We start from the raw sequence: 18,543 nt of genomic DNA, 5'->3' as shown, positions 1-18,543 counted from the left end.
AACTTTTTCGTCATGATTTCTCAATCCTTACGAATTGTTACAGCGCGATCCGAGCCATGCGGCAAAGCTGATTTTCCCTCGATTATTCCGTGATAGGATAGCGGGCGGGACCATCCGGAACAGGAGTGATCGTGCCCCCCGCCGAGACCAGAACACAAGAGCTCATGGCCGCCGGTCTCAACCTGATCGGCCAATCGCTGACGATCTACGATTCCGACCTGCGGCTGGCGGTGTGCAACGGCCCGTTTCAGCGCATGTTCGACCTGCCGGATGAGCTTGTCACGCCTGGCGCCGCCTTCGAGGACACCATCCGCCATCTGGTCGCGCGTGGAGAGTACGGTGACGTCGCCGACATCGAGGCCTTCGTGACCGAGCGCGTCGAGCAGGCCCGCGCCTTCGAGCCACACTACATGGAGCGAACCCGGTCGAACGGGCGGATCATCAGCGTGGAAGGCGCGCCCCTGCCGCAAGGCGGCTGGGTCACCGTCTACACAGACATCACCCGCACCAAGCGGCAGGAAGCCCTGCTGCAAAGCCGGTCGGAGGAGTTGTCCGATCAACTGAACACCTATGCCGAAGAACTCTCCAGCACGAACCGCGCACTGGCGGCCATGAACGCGGCCCTGCAGGAGGCCAAGCGCGAGCTCACAGAGATCGAAGCGCGCACCCGGCTCACAACCGAGATGATGCCGGCGCATATCGCTCATGTGGATGCAAGCGGGCACTACACCTATTCCAACAGGCAGCTCAGCAGCGTGATGCCGGGGCGCCCCACTGACATCTTCGGCATGCACATCAGCGATGCGCTCGGAGCCGCCACCTATGACCGCATCGCGCCGCATCTCAGTACCGCCTACGGCGGTCAGCCGTCCGTTTTCGAGTTCACTGATGATGCCAGCGCGCGGCGCATCCGCGCGGCCTTCACGCCCGACGGCCGGGGGGGCGTCTATATCCTCTCCATGGATGTGACGGCCGAGATGCAGGCCCGCGTTGCGCTGCAACAGACCCGCCGCCGGGCCCTGGCCGCGCAGATGACCTCGGGCCTCACCCATGATTTCTCGAACCTTCTGACAATCATCCTCGGGCTGCAGTCCAAGCTGCTGCGCCAAGACGGGCTCGCGCCGGATGTGGTCGAAATGGCGGAAGGCACGCTGGCGGCCGCGCGGCGGGGTGGCGCGCTTCTGAGCAGCATCGCAGGCATGACAGCCGAGCGCGCGCTCCGACCGAAGGCCACAGACCTTGCGCAGCTGATGGACAATCTCAGCACGCTGGCCGATCACACCTTGCCTGATGGCATCACGCTGCACATCGACGGCGCAGCACCTCAAGGTCCGGTGATGCTCGACGCGGGCATGGCCACCGACAGCCTCTTGAACCTCATCCTGAACGCGCGCGATGCCTGTGGCGCCAGCGGCCAAATCCGAGTGTCGCAGCGCATCGTGCATGACACCTGGATCGAATGGCAGGTGACTGACACGGGCCCCGGTTTCTCGGAGCGCGCGCTCAGCCACGGGTTCGATCCGTTCTTCACCACCAAGGGTGCGGAAGGTTCCGGCCTCGGGCTGCCCATGGTCTACGACATGACCAAGCTCGCCGGAGGCGATCTGCGGCTCGACAACACCGAAAGCGGCGCGCGGGTGGTGCTGCGCCTGCCCTACCGGCCCGCCATCGAGACCCCGCAAGCGCTCGTCCTGCTTGTCGAAGACCGCGACGACCTGCGCGCGCTCTACCGGGATATGCTGACGGGGCTGAACCACTCCGTGATCGAGGCGGTCAGCGCCGATGAGGCCAGCGCGCTCATGGCAGATCTGCCTGAGATCTCGCTGGTGCTCTCGGATATCCAACTGGCGGGAGAGGCGACCGGCATCGACCTTGCGCGGCGGCTGTCCGGTGCCGTTCCGGTCGTGCTGATGACCTCGCTGCCGCCCGACGACCCGCTGTTCCAGACCGCGCAGAAGACCGCGCCGCTTCTGCAAAAGCCCTTCACGGCGGAGGAGATCGGCGCGGTTCTGGGTGGGCGAGCCGCAGAGGTTCTCGCGTCATGACAGCCCCCCTCGTCACCATCCTCGACGACGAACCGGCCATCCGCACGATGCTGACGGACGCGCTGGAGGATGCGGGTTTCCGCACGCTCAGCTTCGGCCGCGCGCAGGCCTTCACCGCGGCACTCGCGCAGCATCGGCCCGATGTCTGCCTCGTCGATCTGTCGCTGCCGGATACCGACGGGCTGACGTTGGTCCACAAGCTTGCGCTGGAGCAGGGCGCCATCGTGATCATCATTTCGGGCCGTGCGCTGGTGCAGGACAAAGTCACGGGGCTGGAGCTTGGCGCCGATGACTACATCATCAAACCCTTCGACCCTGCTGAGGTGGTCGCCCGCATCCGGGCGCGGCTGCGGACGTCAAGGCCCGCGGCAACCTCGGGGCAGGTGGCGCGCTTTGCCGGTTGGCAGGTGCTGTTCGATCAATATGTGATCGAAGATGCCCAAGGCCAGCAGACCCCGTTCTCCCACGCCGAAGGCGAGGTGCTGCGACTCTTCCTCGAGAACCCCAAGCGGCTGATCAGCCGCGCCCAGATGCAGGACCATCTCGGGGGCGCGGCAAGCGAAAGCTTCGACCGCGCCATGGACGTGCGGATCTCGCGCCTGCGTACCAAGCTGCGCGAGGACCCGAAGAACCCCCAGCTGATCAAGACAATCTATGGCGCGGGCTACATCTTCCTCGGCGACGTTGCCTGGCAGTAGGACCGCCGAGCAGGCCTGTTGAAGCATTTCGATGTGGTCTTGAAACGCAATGCGCTGCCTCTCCCTTGCGGTCGAACGCAAATTGCGATGCAGCGTCCAACCTGCAATCGAAACGCTTCAACCGGCCAGCGACGCCACCGCATCGGCCAGCACCTTCAGACCGACCACCAGATCGGCCTCGTCGGTATCCTCGTCGAAGGTGTGGCTGACCCCGCCGATCGACGGCACGAAGAGCATTGCCACGGGCATCAGCCGCGAGACATTGGTGGCATCATGCAGCGCGCCCGACGGCATCTTCCGCCAGGTCTCGGGCGCGTGCACACGCGCCGCCCGGACCAGAGCGTCCTGAAGCTTCGGATCCATGTGCACGGGCTCCAGTCCCAGCATCGGTCCAAAGGACAGCTGCATGCTCCGGTGCGCGGCCACCTCTTGCGCGATCTCGCGGATGATCTCCTCCATCCGGCGCAACCTGTCGCTGTCGCCATCGCGCCACTGCATGGAAAACACGGCCTTCCCCGGCACGATGGATGAGGCGTTCGGATGCAGGCTCACATGGCCGATCGTCCAGACGGTCTGCGGCGTGACCACATTGCGCAACCGATCCTCGAGCAAGGTGTTGAACGCGGACACCGCCTGGAACGCATCGCGACGCAGATGCATCGGCGTGGTGCCTGCGTGGTTCTGCTGGCCCTCAAAGGTGATCTTCATGTCGCGGATACCCACGATGTCCGTGACCACCCCGATCTGTTCGTGGGTTGCATCGAGCGTCGGCCCTTGCTCGATGTGCATCTCGACAAAGCCCGAGAACTGCGCCGGATCGACCGCGCCAGTCACCATCTCCGCCATTGCTGCGCGCGCCTCGGCGAGGGTCACGCCGCCATGATCCCTCAGCCCATCCGCCTTCTCGAGAGGCAAAAGCCCGGACCAGACGGTGGAGCCGGTGGTCACGCCAAAGCGGCCCTCTTCATCCTGGAACGACACCACCGAGACCGGTGGGCCACCCGCCGCCTTGGTTGCGCGTGCCACCTCCAGCGCGGCAATGACCCCCAACGCCCCATCGAGCCAGCCGCCCTCCGGCTGGCTGTCGCTGTGCGACCCAAGCAACAGCGAAGGACCGTCCGCCAAACCAAAGACGTTGCCCATGGCATCGACCTCGACCCGGAGCCCGGCATCCCGCATCTGGTGCGCCAACCAGTGCCGCGCCGCGATATCCGCCTCGGAATAGGCGGGGCGCACGACACCCTTGCCCACCTCTGCCGCGCCGAAGCTCCGCAGAGTATGCAAATCAGCCAGAAATCGCTCCGGATCAACCACGCGCGCGCCCTCCTTGATCGGTCGTTCAAACCCTAAGGTCTGACGCCGACAAAGAGAAGATCACTCCGCAGCGACAGCCCCTTCGGCCTTCTCCACGCGCACGGCCGAGAACTTGAACTCCGGGATCTTGCCGAAAGGGTCGATGGCCGGGTTGGTGAGGATGTTCGCCGCCGCTTCCACATAGGCAAAGGGCACAAAGACCATATCGGGCGCCACCGCGCGATCCTCTCGCGCCATGATCGAGATGCTGCCGCGCTTCGTCGTCAGCAACACGTGCTCCCCCGGTGCGACCCCCAGCTTGCGCAAGGTCGAGGGGTGTAGCGAGCAATTCGCCTCGGGCTCCAGCCCGTCGAGCACGGTCGAGCGACGGGTCATGGAGCCCGTGTGCCAGTGCTCCAGCTGCCGCCCGGTGGTCAGGATCATCGGATAGTCTTCATCCGGCACGTCGTCGGGCGCAATCACACTCGCGGGGGTGAACCGCGCGCGACCCTCGGGCCGCGGGAACCCATCGCCGAAGACAATCGCCTGACCGGGGTCCTGTGGGCTCAGCGACGGGTAGGTCACTGCGTTCTCGCCGCTCAGCCGCTCCCAGGTGATGTTGTCGAGGCTGCGCATGTTCTGCTTCATTTCGGCGAAGACATCCGCCGGGCTCTGATAGTCCCAGGGCAAGCCCAGCCGCTTGGCCAGCTCCACCTCGATCCACCAGTCTTCGCGCGCGTCACCGGGCGGCGCAACCGCAGGGCGACCCATCTGCACCTGCCGGTTGGTGTTGGTCACCGTGCCGGTTTTCTCGGCAAAGGCCGACGCGGGCAGGATCACATCGGCATAGTTCGCCGTCTCGGTCAGGAAGATATCCTGCACCACCAGATGATCGAGCTTGGCCAGAGCGGCGCGCGCATGTTCCACGTCCGGATCGGACATGGCCGGGTTCTCGCCAAGGATATACATCCCCTTGATCTTGTCCGCATGCACCGCGTCCATGATCTCGGTCACGGTCAAGCCTCGTTCGTTCGAGAAATCGGCCGTGCCCCAGACCTTGGTGAAGGCCGAGCGCACACCGTCATCCGTGACCGGCTGATAATCCGGCAGAAACATCGGGATCAGCCCCGCATCCGACGCCCCCTGCACGTTGTTCTGCCCCCGCAGCGGGTGCAAACCGGAGCCGGGCCGTCCCACCTGTCCCGTCATCAGCGCAAGCGAAATCAGACAGCGCGAGTTATCCGTCCCGTGGATGTGCTGACTGATGCCCATGCCCCAGAAAATCATCGCGGCCTTGGCCCCCGCAAAGGTCCGCGCCACATCGCGCAGCACCTCGGGCTCAATCCCGCAGATCGGTGCCATCGCCTCGGGCGAGAAATCCGCCAGATGCCGCTTCTCCGCCTCCCAGTTCTCGGTATAGGCGTCGATGTACTGCTGATCGTAGAGACCTTCCTCGACGATCACATGCATGATCGCGTTCAGCATCGACACATCGGCGCCCGGCCGGAACTGCAGCATATGGCTGGCGAACCGCTTCAGCGCCTGCCCGCGCGGGTCCATGACAATCAGCTTGCCGCCGCGTTTGGCGAACTGCTTGAAGAAGGTCGCCGCAACCGGGTGGTTCTCGATCGGATTGGCCCCGATCACGATGGCCACATCGGCATTCTCGATCTCGTTGAAGGTCGCAGTCACCGCGCCCGAGCCCACATTCTCCATCAGCGCCGCCACGGACGACGCATGGCAGAGCCGCGTGCAGTGGTCCACGTTGTTGTGGCCAAAGCCCTGCCGGATCAGCTTCTGGAAAAGATAGGCTTCCTCGTTGGTGCACTTGGCCGAGCCAAACCCAGCAATCTCGCGCCCGCGGCCCTTCATGCCAGCCGCGGCAAAGTCCAGCGCTTCCTCCCACAAGGCCTCGCGGAAATGCGTTTGCCAATTGCCGGGATCCACGTTCAAACCCTTCTCCGGCGCGTCCTGCCGGCGAATGAGCGGCTTGGTCAGCCGGTGCGGATGGTGGATATAGTCAAACCCGAACCGCCCCTTCACACAGAGCCGGCCCTCGTTCGCCGGGCCGTTGATCCCTTCGACATATTTGACCTTGCCGTCCTTGACCTTGAGCGAGACCTGACAGCCGACCCCACAGAAGGGGCAGATGCTCTCGACCTCCTCGTCGAAATCGGCACTGTCCCCCACCTGGTTGTCATCGACAACCGTCGACGGCATCAGCGCCCCGGTCGGACAGGCCTGCACGCACTCGCCGCAGGCCACACAGGTGCTTTCCCCCATCGGATCGGCCATATCGAAGGTCGGATAGCTGTCATGCCCGCGCCCCGCCATGCCAATCACATCGTTGACCTGCACCTCACGGCAGGCCCGCACGCAAAGCCCGCATTGAATACAGGCATCGAGGTTCACCGACATCGCCACATGGCTGTCATCCAAGAGCGGAATGCGCCCCTCTTCCAGCTTCGGGAACCGGCTGTCGGAGACGCCGTTCAGCTCCGCCATTTCCCACAGGTGGCTGGAGCGGTCGTGCGCCACCGGCCGCTCCGGCTGGTCTGCGAGCAGCATCTCCACCACCATCTTGCGCGCGCTCTCCGCTCGGGCGGAGTTGCTCGTCACAACCATGCCGTCGGAGGGTTCCCGAATGCAGGAGGCCGCAAGCGTCCGCTCGCCCTCAATCTCCACCATACAGGCGCGACAGTTGCCATCCGGGCGATACCCGGGCGCAGGCTTGTGGCACAGATGCGGGATCACAAGGCCGCGCCCGTTCGCGACCTCCCAGATGGTCATGCCCGTCTCGGCCTCAACCTCCTGACCGTCCAGCGTGAAGGTGATCTTGTCGCTCATCGCAGCGCTCTCCCGGAAAACTCCGCCCGACTATAAGGGTAGCACATCCCCCACCGTAGCCCCAATCCCGACACCTCACATGGTATTCGCGCCACCCGCGTTTCCGATAGCGAACAGCCGTTCCTTCACCCGTCCAAAAATACTCCCGCCGGAGGCACCTCCCCTTTCCACCACGCCACCGCTCGCCTAAGAAGGCGCACATGTCCCACATCACCCTCATACGCCACGGCCAGGCCAACTCAGGCGCGCAGGACGAAGCGAGCTACGACAGGCTGAGCGCGCTCGGCCACCAGCAATCCGCCTGGCTCGGCACCCATCTGCGCGAGCGCGGTCAGCACCATGCCCGGCTTTACACCGGCACCCTACGTCGCCACGTGGAAACGGCCACGTCCATGGACATGGAGCTTGAACCCGTACGCGACGCGCGCCTGAACGAGCTGGAATATCTGACGCTTGCCCGCGCACTGGAAGCCGAGCACGGCATCCCGTTCCCGACCGACAACGCCAGTTTCACCACCCACCTGCCGCTGGTCTTCCAGTACTGGCAGGATGACCGGATCGACGGTGCGCCCGAGCGCTTCGCTGACTTTGAGGCGCGCGTCAACGCGGCGCTGACCGAGATCGCCGAGGGCGATGGACCGGCACTGGTGGTCACCTCCGGCGGGCTCATCTCCATGGCGATGCGACAGGTGCTGCGGCTTGATATCACGGCCATGGCGCAGATGGCCTTGGCGATCTACAACACCTCCCAGCACCGGCTCTTCCCCATTGGCGGCACGCTCTCGCCGACGATGTTCAACGCCATCCCGCACCTCGAAGCGCCCGACAGGCACTACGCCCAGACCCACGTGTGAAAGGATACGCCATGCGCCTCCACTACGCCCCCCGCACCATCTCCGTCGCCGTCGCCATCACGCTGGAAGAGGCGGGCCTGCCTTACGAGCCGGTGCCGGTCGATTTCAGCGCCGGCGAGCAGAAAGGCGACGCCTATCTTGCGCTCAACCCCAAGGGCCGCGTGCCCACGCTTGAGACGGACAGCGGCACCGTGCTGACCGAGACCGGCGCGCTTCTCGACTACATCGCAGCCCTGGCTCCCGGCGCTCGCCTGGTACCGCAGGACCCTGAGCGCGCCGCCCAGATGCGCAGCGTCATGTACTTCCTCGCTTCGACCATGCACGTCAACCATGCCCACATGCGCCGCGGCGACCGCTGGGCCACCAAGAAGGCGAGCTTCGATGACATGATCGCCAAGACGCCGGAAAACATGGCCGAAAACGCACGCTACTTCACCACCGACTGCCTTGAAGGCGATTACGTGCTGGGCGACCAGTTCTCCATCGCCGATCCCTATTCCTACATGCTGTGCAGCTGGCTCGAGCGCGACGAGGTGTCGCTGAAGGACTTCCCCGAGATCGCCGCCTATCTCGACCGCATGAACGCCCGTGCCTCGGTGCAGGCCGTCAAGGCAAAGGGCATGCTCTGATGCCCCACCTCTGGCTGCGCGCCGAGCAGCGCGCCAATGAAACCCGCACGGGCCTCACACCGGAAGGCGCCGGCCAGCTGATTGCGGCGGGGACGGTCGTCAGCGTTGAAGCCTCGCCCAGCCGCGTCATCCCCGACAGTGCCTATGCGCAAGCCGGTTGCGCTATTGTGCCGAGCCACAGCTGGCCTGACGCGCCGCAGGACGCGATCATCTTCGGTCTGAAAGAGCTGCCGGACGACGGCACGCCCCTACCGCACCGCCACATCATGTTCGGCCACGCCTTCAAGGGCCAGCCAGCGGGGCTTCGTTTGCTGCAACGCTTCAAGGCGGGCGGCGGCACGCTGCTCGATCTGGAATACCTCACGAACGAGGCCGGGGCCCGCGTCGCCGCCTTCGGCTACTGGGCCGGCTATGCGGGCGCCGCCGTGGCCCTGAAGTGCTGGGCCGCCCAGCAGCGCGGCAGCATCGCAGCCCCCGTCGGTTCCTATGACAGCTCCACGCACCTGCTCTCCGAACTTCAGGCCGAGCTTGTCGCCACTGGCAGCTTTCGCCCCACCGCCCTGATCATCGGCGCGCTTGGCCGCGTGGGCACGGGCGCGGCCGATCTCTGCACCGCCATGGGTGTGGCCACCACGAAATGGGACATGGCCGAGACCGCGTCGGGCGGCCCCTTCCCCGAAATCCTCGCGCATGAGCTCTTCTTCAACTGCATCCTCGCACGCCCGGGGACGCCGGTCTTCGTGCCCGCTGACACACCCACACGCCCGCGCAAGCTGCGCGTGATCGGCGACATCGCCTGCGACCCCGAGAGCGACTTCTCGCCCGTAAAGATCTACGATCATACTACCACTTGGGAGGCGCCGGCGCTGCGCGTCCACGACGCCCCGCCGCTCGACGTCACGGCAATCGACAACCTGCCCTCGATGCTGCCCCGCGAAAGCAGCGAAGACTACGCAGCCCAGCTGCTGCCCGCCTTGCAGGACCTCGGACCCCCGGACGCCCCCATCTGGAGCCGCGCGGCAAAGATCTTCCAAGATCACGCGGCCCGGCTCTGAGTAGCCGCCCCCTTCACCCGTCCGGAAATACTCCCGCCGGAGGCGGATCCACAGGCCTGCCGCTCAGGAAAACACCCGAAAGTAGAGCCAGTCGGGCAGCAACTGGCTGCCTCTGAACACGAGGGAAAACAGCCGCGGAAAGCTCACCTTGAACTTCCTGCCGCTCATCTGCCGGAACATGTGCTCCGCCGCCTCCTCCGGTGTCATGAGGAAGGGCATCTTGAAGTCGTTCTTGTCGGTGAGCTGTGTCTTGATAAACCCGGGGTTCGCCACCTGAACCTGCACCCCGGTCTGCCGAAGATCGGCGTACATGCATTCGGCCAGCGACATCGTCCCCGCCTTCGACGCCGTATACCCGATTGAGCCCGGCAGCCCACGAAAGCCGCTAAGCGACCCGGTGATCACGATGTGCCCCGCATCGCGGCGCACCATCCCCGGCACGACGGCCCCCATCACCCGCACCAGCCCGGTGAAGTTGATATCCGCCATCGCGGTCGCCTGATCGGCATGCCACTCCTGCGCGCCGAACGGCCAGTAAACACCTGCCAGAAAGACAACCCCGTCGACGAGCCCGACCGCCTCGGCCGCCTGGGCCACGCTCTCATCGTCAGCCACATCCACGGTCTGGTAGCTGCCCTCGGTCGGCAGGTCGGCGACCAGCGCGCTGAGCTTGTCTTCCGACCGGGCGGAAACAATCACATGCGCGCCCGCAGAACTCAGACGGCGGGCCAGGGCCGCCCCCAGCCCGTCGCCTGCGCCCACGAGCCAATAGCGTTTGCCGTGCCAGTTCCTCATGCGGCATCCTTGGGTCGCATCGTCGCCACCAGCTCCGCGACCTTGATGCCGAACTTGCGAAACTGCGAGCGGTTCATGATCGTGCCGTTGGGCGTCAGATACATCCAGTCCACGGTGTCGAGCACATGCCCGCCCGACCCCTCCGGCAGCCGGATGCGATAGTTCAACAGCACCGTCGGTCCGGTCTGTCGACCCGACCCTTCGCCGACCACATCTTCTGCGGTCGCCCGGATCGCACCCCGGTCATCCAGCTCGAGGTTCCACTGGCGTTTCTGGGTGCTGCCGTCGTCATAGATGAAATGCTCTTTCATCGATCCCTGATCCCCGTCCCACGCGCAATCGAAGTCCGCGACAAACCGGCTGCTGACCCGCCCGGTTGGCCCATAGATCACCCCTTCGCAGAGCATCGGTCCGTTGAGGTGCTTTCGGATGTCGAAATCCGGTGTGCCGTCCTCGTAATCCTCGGGCCGCTGCGCGGCAAAGCCCATCATCCGCTTGAAAAGAACCAGCAGGATCAACGCGAGCGCCGCGCCGAGTGCCACATACATCCAGGCTGTCATCTCTTACACCTCGCTCAGGTCAGTGATGGCCAAGAGGGCTATGGCCGCCAGCTTCAGGACACAGGGAACCCCGGCATAGAGCACCGACAGAAGCGCCAGTGCCTCCGGGCTGTTTTCGGACGCGCTGCCGCTTTGAAAGCCGGCACGCTCCAGAACGGGCAACAGGGTGACGGCGGCAAAGGCCAGCGTCAGCTTCGACACGAAAGACCACAGGCCAAACCCCTCGGCCGCCGAGGGCGAGATCCGCGCCATCCGATTGGCGAAGGTCGCGGGCAGGAGCGTCAGGTCCGCGCCCAGCGTCGCACCGGAGGTCACGCAGATGACCGCGAACAGCACCCAGTCACCCGGGCCCAGCGTCAGGGTCAGGCCAAAAGCGCAGATCGCGAGCACCATGGCAAAGATCAGCACATCCTTGGGGCCGAAGCGTTCCGCCATGGCACCCCAGAAGGGGGCGGCCAGGGCAGCGGACAGAAAGAAGATTAGCAGCAGCGGCCCCTCGAACCCGGGCGCGTCGAGCTTGCTTTCGACAAAGAACAGAAACAGGGTCGAGCTGACCGCCACCGGGGCGGCGTTCACCAGCGCGATCAGCAACAGCCGCCGCGCGAGCTTGTCGCGCAGCACGACGCCGAAGCCGGTCCCCGCGGCGAGACCCGCGGTGCTCCACTCGTCCCGCATCGCATAGGCGGCCAGAACGGCGAGCCCCGCAAACCCAAGGGCAAACCAGGCGAAGGGTGCCTCGAACGCCGCGGCCAGCGCCACCGGGGCGACGGCCGCCACGCAGACACCGAGGAGCGCCCCGCTCTCACGCCAGCGCGCGAGCCGGTAGTGGCCCTGCCCCGGCAAGGCAGTGCCCTTCATCACGCCCTGAGCATAGAAATTGATGGTCAAGAAGCTGAAGGCGGAGAAGACCAGCGTCAGCGTGAGCCCGAACCACAGAAGCGGCGACAAAAGCGGCGGAATGGCAAAGAGCGCCACCATCGCCCCGCCGATCACCGCGCAACCGATGGCCACCGCCAAGGCGCGGCGGTCGCGCAGCTTCTCGGCCAGCTTGCCAAGCAGCGGATCCTGCACCACGTCGAGCAGCCGCAACCCGAAGAGCACCGCGCCAAGAGCGGCCAGCGACACGCCATATTCATCCACGTAGAACTTGGGCGCATGGATGTAGATCGGCAGACCCGCCGCTGCGAGCAGCGCCGCAAAAAGCGAATAAGCCGGAAGCCGCTCGGAGGCGTTCGTCACCGCGACACCTCCTTCTTCGGCGGCAGTGGGCGCACCCGATAACGCGCGCCTTTCCACCACAGCTTCAGCGCCTGCCAGTGGATGAGCCCCAACACCCGCCGCGCGCCCAGAGGCCGCTTGAGCGCCGAGCCCAGGATCGCCCGGTTCGTCAAGGGACGTCGTTTGCCGGTCAGCGTGGCGATCAGCCCGCCATCCCCGCGCGCATAGTCGATCCAGATGCCGATGCGCGCCGCCGAAATGTCGAAGCGAAACTTGTACCCGCCCTCCACCGGCTGAAATGGCGAGACATGGAAGATCTTCGTGGCTGTCAGCGTGTCGGATGGCTCAATCGGCCGCAGGTCGGGATGATGACAGAGATAGCTGTGCCGGTCCCCGAAGGTGTTGCTGACCTCGGCAATCACCGTGATCAGCGCGCCATCCGCGCGACGGCAAAGCCAGAAGCTGACGGGGTTGAACACATGGCCCAGCATCCGCGGCTGGGCGAGGAGCTCGATCTGCGCCACGCCGGTGATCTGATGCTGTTCCAGCACCTCGCGCACCCAGGGCGCCCCGCGCCCTGCCTTGGGCGGCCCGCCATGGTCGACGTCGTGCAGCGAGGTCAGCGCCGCGCCATTGCGCGCAAAGAGCCGCGGGCCCCGCACTTCGGCCTCCGCATCCAGCAGGATGTAATCCACCGAATAGCGAAAGGCGTTCTCTACCGATCCCTTGCGGCCATGAAAGGTCTGGCCCGCGATATGATCGACACTGGTTGTCATTCGGCGGCCACCCGGTCCTCTTCCACGGCGCGCAAGCTGCGCACTACATCCACGGCGCTCGACAGCCCGTCTTCGTGAAAGCCGTTCTTCATCCAGGCGCCGCAGTACCATGTGTTCCGCGTGCCGTTGAGGGCGGCCACGTCCTTCTGCGCATCGAGGGCCGCCAGGTCGTAGACCGGATGGCGCAGTGTCACCTGGTCGTAAATCAATTCCTCGCGGATCGTCCGCTTGGTGTTGAGAGTCACGAAATGCGGATCATCCATCGGAATGGGCTGCAGCGAGTTCATCCAATAGGTGAGGTCGATGCGGTCCGAATGGGCATTATTGTCCTCGGTGTAGACCCAACTGGCCCAGGTCTTGCGCGCCTTCGGCATCATCCGCGTGTCCGCGTGCAGCACGATGTCGTTGGGCTGGTAGCCGATGGCGCCAAGCGCGCGGCTCTCTTCAGGCGACGGGTCACCCAGCAACCGCAGGCTGTCGTCGGAGTGCGTGGCGAAGACCACATGATCGAAGACCTCGGGCTCGCCACCCCAGGTCCGCAGCACCACCTTGCCGGGTCCACGGATGACCGCCTGGACGGCTGCGCCAAGGCGGATGTCGGTGCCCTGGTTCCGCAGCGCCGCCTCGAGCCGGCTGACGTATTGGGTCGAGCCGCCCTGAACCGTGTACCACTGGTGCTGGCCATAGACGCCCAGAAGCGCATGGTTCTTGAAGAATTGCACCATGGCATGGGCCGGAAACTCCATGATCTTCTCGACCGGCGTTGACCAGATGGCCCCTGTTAGCGGTAAAAGGTAGTGATCGCGGAAGGCATCACCGGTGCCGAGCACCTTGAGGAAGTCACCGAGGCTGAGCGAACGGTCCTCTGCCACCCGCACTGCGCGCCTGTTGAACTTCATGATATCCCGCACCATCCCGAGGAACCTCGGGCTCATCGCGTTGCGGCGCTGCGCAAACAGCGCATCGAGCGACGTGAGCGCATATTCCAGCCGCCCGCCGTCGATCGAGGCGCCGAAACTCATGTTCGACTTGGTGATCGGCACATCGAGCTGCCGGAAGAGGGCGGACATATACGGGTAGTTCGCGTGATTGAAGACGATGAAGCCGGTATCGACTGGCTGGTCGCCTTTCTGTCCCGCCATCACGGTGCGTGCGTGCCCCCCCAGCCGCGGCTCTGCCTCGAACAAGGTCACCCTGTAGTCCTTGCTCAGCATGAAGGCAGCGCCCATGCCGGAAATTCCGCCACCGATCACGGCGATCTTTTGCGTTTTTCTGGGCGTGCGGGAGGGCGTGAAGGTACCTGTGGTCAGGGCGTCAAAGGGCATAGAGGGGCCGTCCGGTCTTTTTGTTGGTATGCGTTTTATACGGTGTGCTCTGCAAAATGGATGTCTTACTGGAAAAGCAAAGTTTTTTTGATCCAGTTTTGCACCGGCGGCGTATCCTGAGCATGTTGGTGGGTCTTGATAGCCATGTGAAAACCGAGTCTGTTCCCCAAGCGGTGACAGGCCCCTTGTTGACGAGGAAGACTGGACGGAAACACGTGAACGGTAAGACCGGATCAACACGAATGCTTTGGGTGGAGCATGTCGCACGTATCCGCGATCACAAGGATACGCAGGCGTTTGCCGAACTCTTCGATCACTTCGCCCCGAGGGTGAAGGGATTTTTGATGAAATCCGGGGCCGATGCATCCTTGGCCGAGGAATGCTCGCAGGATGTGATGGCAGCGCTCTGGAACAAGGCGCATCAGTTCGACCCCGCCCGCGCTTCCGTCGCGACGTGGATTTTCACGATCGCGCGGAACCGCAAGATCGACCTCCTGCGCCGCCAGCGCAGGCCAGAACCAGAGGACCTCACATGGGGTCCGGAAGAAGAACCGGATCAGGCAGACGTCCTGACCCTGCAACAGGAAACCGAAGCTCTGGGTGCTGCACTGGCCAATCTGCCGGACGCGCAGCGAGAGCTGATTGAAAAGGCGTATTTCGGGGATCTGACCCACAGCGAAATCGCCGCAGAAACCGGTCTGCCTCTGGGCACGATCAAATCGCGAATAAGACTGGCGCTGGACCGCTTGCGCCATGCAATGAAGTGAATGCCATGCGTAACGAGATCAAACATCACCTGAATGACAGCATCCTGATGGCCTATGCGGCAGGGGCGCTGCCGGAGGCCTTCAGCCTCATGGTCGCCTCGCACCTGTCGCTGTGCGACACCTGCCGCGCGCAGGCGGAGAGCTTCGACGCGCTGGGCGGCGAAGTGCTCGAGTCCATCGACGGCGTTGATATCGCTTCGCTGCGCCCGGAGAGTTTCGAGGCCACGCTTGCGCTCATCGCCGGCGGGCCGGTCGAGAAACCGCAGCCCGCGCCGATGACCTGCTCGGTGCTGCCACAGCCGCTGCGTGACTATGTCGGCGGCGATCTGGACGCGATCCGCTGGACGCCCGTGGGAATGGGTGTGAAACAGGCGATCCTGCCGACCTCAAAGGACGCCTCCGCACGGCTTCTCTTCATCCCCGCAGGCACCGCCATGCCCGATCACGGCCATCATGGAACGGAGATCACCATGGTGCTGCAAGGGGCGTTTCAGGACGAGGATGATTACTTCGCCCGGGGCGATGTGGAAATTGCCGACAGCGACATGCACCACACGCCCGTCGCCGACATCCATGAGGATTGCATCTGTCTTGCCGTTGCCGATGCGCCGCTGCAATTCGACCGGCTGATCCCGAAGATCGCACAGCGGTTCCTGCGGATCTGAGCGCCGGAGCTTGGCGCACGGTCGGAATTGAGTATTTTTCGACGGGTGAAGGGCAGTGTCTTCGTGCCAGGCGCCCCTACAACAACACCTCGAAGGGCTCCAGCCGCAGCCAGTCGAAGATGACCCCCACACCAGGGGCATCGGGCGCCACCGCCCGGTGGCCCTCGATGACCAATGGGCGGGTTGTATAGCGGTCAATCGGGAAGCTGTGTACTTCGATCCAGCCTGCATGCTTTTGCGCGGAGACGAGGCTCACGTGCAGCTCCTGCATTCCGTGGCTGCAAACCGGGACGCCCGCCTGTTCTGCCAGGTCGGAGGCCTGTCGCCAGCCGGTGATGCCGCCGCAATTCGACGCATCGGGCTGGATGAACCCCAGATCGCCCTGCGCCAGCGCCATCTCGAACTCATGAATCGTGTGAAGGTTTTCGCCCTGCGCCACAGCCATGCCGGTCGCACGCGCAATCTCGGCGTAGCCAGCGTAGTCGTCCGGGATAATCGGCTCCTCGAACCAGAGGATGTTCTGGTCTTTCACCGCATTGGCCAGCGAAATGGCTTGCGGCACGCTCATCGAGTAGTTCGCGTCGATCATGAAAGCCGCCTCCGGCCCGATCTGCTGGCGCACAGCACGGATGCGTTCCACATCCTCGGCCTCCGTCGGCTGGCCGATCTTGATCTTCACCCCATTCAACCCGGCATCGAGGTAGCTCTGCACATGGGCAAGCAGCTTCGGCAGCGGATAGGCCAGATCGATCCCGCCCCCATAGGCCTTGCAGGTTTTGGCAGCTCCTCCCACCATCTGCCACAGCGGTTGCCCCGAGGCCTGCCCGCGCAGATCCCAGAGCGCGATATCCACCGCCGAGATCGCAAAACTCAGGATGCCGCCGCGCCCCACGTAGTGCATATGCCACTGCATCGCCTCGTAGAGCGCTTCGACATCCTCGGCGTCACGCCCCACGAGGAACGGCGCCAGATCGTGGGTGATCATCGCGGCGGTTGCATGACCGCCGCGCCCGCCGTTGTAGGTGTACCCGGTCCCCTCGCGCCCATCCTCCAGTGTCACGGTCGCCGTAATGAGGTGAAAGTGGCTGTGAGACCCATGCTTGGCGTCCACCAGCACCTCATCGAGCGGCACGTTGAAGAGCCGCGCTTTGACCGAGGCGATCCGGGTCACTGGCTTACATATCCGCGCATTCCGGCACCGCCGAGATCACCGTGCCATCCTTCAGGTGCTGCAGCAGGTTGTCCACCGTCAGCGCCCCCATGGCCGCCCGCGTCTCATGGGTGGCCGAACCCACATGTGGCAGCAGCACCACATTGTCGAGCTTGCGCAGCGCCTCCGGCACATGCGGCTCTGCCTCGAAGACATCGAGACCGGCCCAGCCAAGCCGCCCCTCTTGCAGCGCTGCGATCATCGCCGCCTCATCGACAACCGAGCCGCGGCTGACGTTGATCAGCGTGCCTTGCGGCCCCAGCGCATTCATCACCTCGGCGTTCACGATCTTGTTGGTCGAGGGCCCGCCCGGGGTGATGCAGATCAGCGTATCGACGTCCTTCGCCATCTCGGTCAGATCGCCATAATACTTGTACGGCACGTCCTTCGCACTGCGCGAATGATAGACTATCGTTGTCCCCCAGGGCGCGAGCTTGTCCGCAATCGCTTGCCCGATCCGCCCCAGCCCCAGAATACCCACGGTCTGATTGTCCGCCGAACGCGTCAGTGCTGAATTGCCCTCCGCCTCCCAGCGGCCCGAGCGCACATAGGCATCGTCGCGCAAGAGCTCGCGATAACAGGCCAGCATCAGCAGCACCGCTGTCGTCGCCACCTCGGCGTTCAGCACATTCGGCGTGTGCGTTACCACGACACCCTTGGCCTTGGCCGCCTGTACATCGATGGCGTCATAGCCTACGCCGTAGCAGCTGATCGCCTTCAGGTTCGGCATCGCCGCCATGTACTCCGGCGTCACCCCGTCATGGCCATTGGTCGCCACATGGGTGATGCGACCGCCGTTCTCGGCGAGCCAGGCCTGCGGGTCATCCATCTCACTGGCTTTGTGCACCGCAAAGGCCGCCTCCAGCCGCTCCAGCATGACGTCGGTTGCGCCACCGATCAGAAACAACTCCGCCATCTATGCGTCCTCCGTCACGGTCTGTCGCTGGTGGCCCAGCCCTTCGATGGTCAACTCCATCACATCGCCTTTCTTCAGATACACCGGCTCCGGCTTGATCCCCATGCCCACGCCCGGAGGCGTTCCGGTCGTGATCACATCGCCTGGGTGCAGCGTCATCAGCGAGGAGAGATGCTCGATGATCTCCGCCACCGTGAAGATCATCGTCGCAGTGTTCCCCGTCTGCATCCGCTTGCCGTTCACATCGAGGCTCATGGCGAGGCTCTGCGGGTCCGGCACCTCGTCACGTGTCACCAGCCAGGGCCCGGTCGGCCCGAAGGTGTCGCAGGATTTGCCCTTGGTCCACTGCCCGGTCAGCTGCGTCTGGAAATGCCGCTCGCTCACGTCATTCACAACGCAATACCCCGCCACATGGTCGAGCGCGCTTTCCTTGCTCACGTATTTCGCCGTGGTGCCGATCACCACACCAAGCTCGACCTCCCAATCGGTATGGGTCGAGCCCCGTGGCATGCTCACATCGTCATTCGGCCCCACGACGGCAGAGTTGGCCTTGAAGAAGAGGATGGGATGCTCTGGGATTGCCGCACCCGTCTCAGCGGCATGGTCTGAATAGTTGAGCCCTATGCAGAGGAACTTGCCGATGTTGCCGACGCAGGCGCCAATCCGTGGCGCGCCATCAACCAGAGGCAAGCTCGCCGGATCGAGCGCGCGCAGCTTGTCGAGCGCGGCATCCGACAGCACATCGCCCGTGATATCCGCCACATGCGCCGACAGATCGCGCAATGCCCCGTCGCCATCCAGCATTCCGGGCTTCTCGGCGCCCCTCTCCCCATATCGCACAAGTTTCACGTCTCTTGGTCCTTCTCAGTTTGCGGGTACGGTGGGCTTCA

Annotated in this window: 17 protein-coding genes; 7 read left to right on the top strand and 10 right to left on the bottom strand. The window is 64.4% G+C overall.

Annotation, left to right across the window (positions count from 1 at the left end):
- The first annotated feature begins 164 nt into the window (after nucleotides 1–164).
- Both MUB52_RS02610 and MUB52_RS02605 read left to right on the top strand, forming a co-directional pair.
- The gene (locus MUB52_RS02610) at nucleotides 165–2,045 is read left to right on the top strand and encodes a PAS-domain containing protein (RefSeq protein ID WP_263842676.1); all 1,881 of its coding nucleotides are present in this window, start codon (nucleotides 165–167) and stop codon (nucleotides 2,043–2,045) included.
- Nucleotides 2,042–2,743 carry a response regulator transcription factor gene (locus MUB52_RS02605; protein WP_263842623.1) on the top strand — a complete coding sequence of 234 codons (702 nt, stop codon included), beginning with the start codon at nucleotides 2,042–2,044 and terminating at the stop codon, nucleotides 2,741–2,743. The genes MUB52_RS02610 and MUB52_RS02605 overlap by 4 nt, the downstream gene beginning before the upstream one ends.
- Nucleotides 2,744–2,860: 117 nt before the next feature.
- Here MUB52_RS02605 and MUB52_RS02600 read toward each other — a convergent pair whose 3' ends face one another.
- On the bottom strand, nucleotides 2,861–4,057 hold the full coding sequence (locus MUB52_RS02600; RefSeq protein ID WP_263842622.1) for a Zn-dependent hydrolase: 1,197 nt from the start codon (nucleotides 4,055–4,057) through the stop codon (nucleotides 2,861–2,863).
- Between the two features lie 60 nt (nucleotides 4,058–4,117).
- On the bottom strand, nucleotides 4,118–6,883 hold the full coding sequence (gene fdhF, locus MUB52_RS02595) for a formate dehydrogenase subunit alpha (protein WP_263842621.1): 2,766 nt from the start codon (nucleotides 6,881–6,883) through the stop codon (nucleotides 4,118–4,120).
- Between the two features lie 200 nt (nucleotides 6,884–7,083).
- Between fdhF and MUB52_RS02590 the strand changes: the two genes are divergently transcribed.
- Genes MUB52_RS02590 through MUB52_RS02580 form a run of 3 tightly spaced genes read left to right on the top strand, consistent with a single transcriptional unit; the run spans nucleotide 7,084 to nucleotide 9,421 of the window.
- Nucleotides 7,084–7,737, top strand: coding sequence for a histidine phosphatase family protein (locus MUB52_RS02590; protein ID WP_263842620.1), 654 nt, complete (start codon nucleotides 7,084–7,086; stop codon nucleotides 7,735–7,737).
- Between the two features lie 11 nt (nucleotides 7,738–7,748).
- The gene (locus MUB52_RS02585; RefSeq protein ID WP_263842619.1) at nucleotides 7,749–8,366 is read left to right on the top strand and encodes a glutathione S-transferase family protein; all 618 of its coding nucleotides are present in this window, start codon (nucleotides 7,749–7,751) and stop codon (nucleotides 8,364–8,366) included.
- Nucleotides 8,366–9,421 carry a saccharopine dehydrogenase gene (locus MUB52_RS02580; protein WP_263842618.1) on the top strand — a complete coding sequence of 352 codons (1,056 nt, stop codon included), beginning with the start codon at nucleotides 8,366–8,368 and terminating at the stop codon, nucleotides 9,419–9,421. Before MUB52_RS02585 ends, MUB52_RS02580 begins: the two co-directional genes overlap by 1 nt.
- Nucleotides 9,422–9,484: 63 nt before the next feature.
- Here the strand turns inward: MUB52_RS02580 and MUB52_RS02575 are convergent, their stop codons facing one another.
- From MUB52_RS02575 to MUB52_RS02555, 5 genes are read right to left on the bottom strand one after another with little or no spacing between them, the layout of a single operon-like run.
- A complete protein-coding gene (locus tag MUB52_RS02575) occupies nucleotides 9,485–10,216 on the bottom strand; it encodes an SDR family NAD(P)-dependent oxidoreductase (protein ID WP_263842617.1) in 732 nt (243 codons plus the stop codon).
- Entirely contained in the window at nucleotides 10,213–10,776 is a 564-nt protein-coding gene (locus MUB52_RS02570) for a DUF3833 domain-containing protein (RefSeq protein WP_263842616.1), read from the bottom strand. The genes MUB52_RS02575 and MUB52_RS02570 overlap by 4 nt, the downstream gene beginning before the upstream one ends.
- 3 nt (nucleotides 10,777–10,779) lie before the next feature.
- Nucleotides 10,780–12,015, bottom strand: coding sequence for an MFS transporter (locus tag MUB52_RS02565; protein WP_263842615.1), 1,236 nt, complete (start codon nucleotides 12,013–12,015; stop codon nucleotides 10,780–10,782).
- Nucleotides 12,012–12,770: a DUF1365 domain-containing protein gene (locus MUB52_RS02560; RefSeq protein WP_263842614.1), complete on the bottom strand. Its 759-nt coding sequence runs from the start codon at nucleotides 12,768–12,770 to the stop codon at nucleotides 12,012–12,014. Before MUB52_RS02560 ends, MUB52_RS02565 begins: the two co-directional genes overlap by 4 nt.
- On the bottom strand, nucleotides 12,767–14,095 hold the full coding sequence (locus MUB52_RS02555) for an NAD(P)/FAD-dependent oxidoreductase (RefSeq protein WP_263842613.1): 1,329 nt from the start codon (nucleotides 14,093–14,095) through the stop codon (nucleotides 12,767–12,769). Before MUB52_RS02555 ends, MUB52_RS02560 begins: the two co-directional genes overlap by 4 nt.
- Nucleotides 14,096–14,337: 242 nt before the next feature.
- Between MUB52_RS02555 and MUB52_RS02550 the strand changes: the two genes are divergently transcribed.
- Entirely contained in the window at nucleotides 14,338–14,862 is a 525-nt protein-coding gene (locus MUB52_RS02550; RefSeq protein WP_263842675.1) for a sigma-70 family RNA polymerase sigma factor, read from the top strand.
- Nucleotides 14,863–14,867: 5 nt separating this feature from the next.
- Nucleotides 14,868–15,527 carry a ChrR family anti-sigma-E factor gene (locus tag MUB52_RS02545; RefSeq protein WP_263842612.1) on the top strand — a complete coding sequence of 220 codons (660 nt, stop codon included), beginning with the start codon at nucleotides 14,868–14,870 and terminating at the stop codon, nucleotides 15,525–15,527.
- A 76-nt stretch (nucleotides 15,528–15,603) separates the two neighbouring features.
- Here the strand turns inward: MUB52_RS02545 and MUB52_RS02540 are convergent, their stop codons facing one another.
- Genes MUB52_RS02540 through MUB52_RS02530 form a run of 3 tightly spaced genes read right to left on the bottom strand, consistent with a single transcriptional unit; the run spans nucleotide 15,604 to nucleotide 18,502 of the window.
- A complete protein-coding gene (locus MUB52_RS02540; protein ID WP_263842611.1) occupies nucleotides 15,604–16,698 on the bottom strand; it encodes a mandelate racemase/muconate lactonizing enzyme family protein in 1,095 nt (364 codons plus the stop codon).
- A gap of 4 nt (nucleotides 16,699–16,702) precedes the next feature.
- Nucleotides 16,703–17,653 carry a 2-hydroxyacid dehydrogenase gene (locus MUB52_RS02535; RefSeq protein WP_263842610.1) on the bottom strand — a complete coding sequence of 317 codons (951 nt, stop codon included), beginning with the start codon at nucleotides 17,651–17,653 and terminating at the stop codon, nucleotides 16,703–16,705.
- The gene (locus MUB52_RS02530; RefSeq protein WP_263842609.1) at nucleotides 17,654–18,502 is read right to left on the bottom strand and encodes a fumarylacetoacetate hydrolase family protein; all 849 of its coding nucleotides are present in this window, start codon (nucleotides 18,500–18,502) and stop codon (nucleotides 17,654–17,656) included. It lies immediately after the preceding gene.
- Nucleotides 18,503–18,543 lie beyond the last annotated feature (41 nt).

Origin of the sequence: Roseobacter sinensis (genome assembly GCF_025755255.1) — a bacterium.
GTDB lineage: Bacteria > Pseudomonadota > Alphaproteobacteria > Rhodobacterales > Rhodobacteraceae > Roseobacter > Roseobacter sinensis.
The sequence above is the reverse complement of the archived record's forward strand: the minus strand, read 5'-3'. Positions and strand labels throughout refer to the sequence as shown.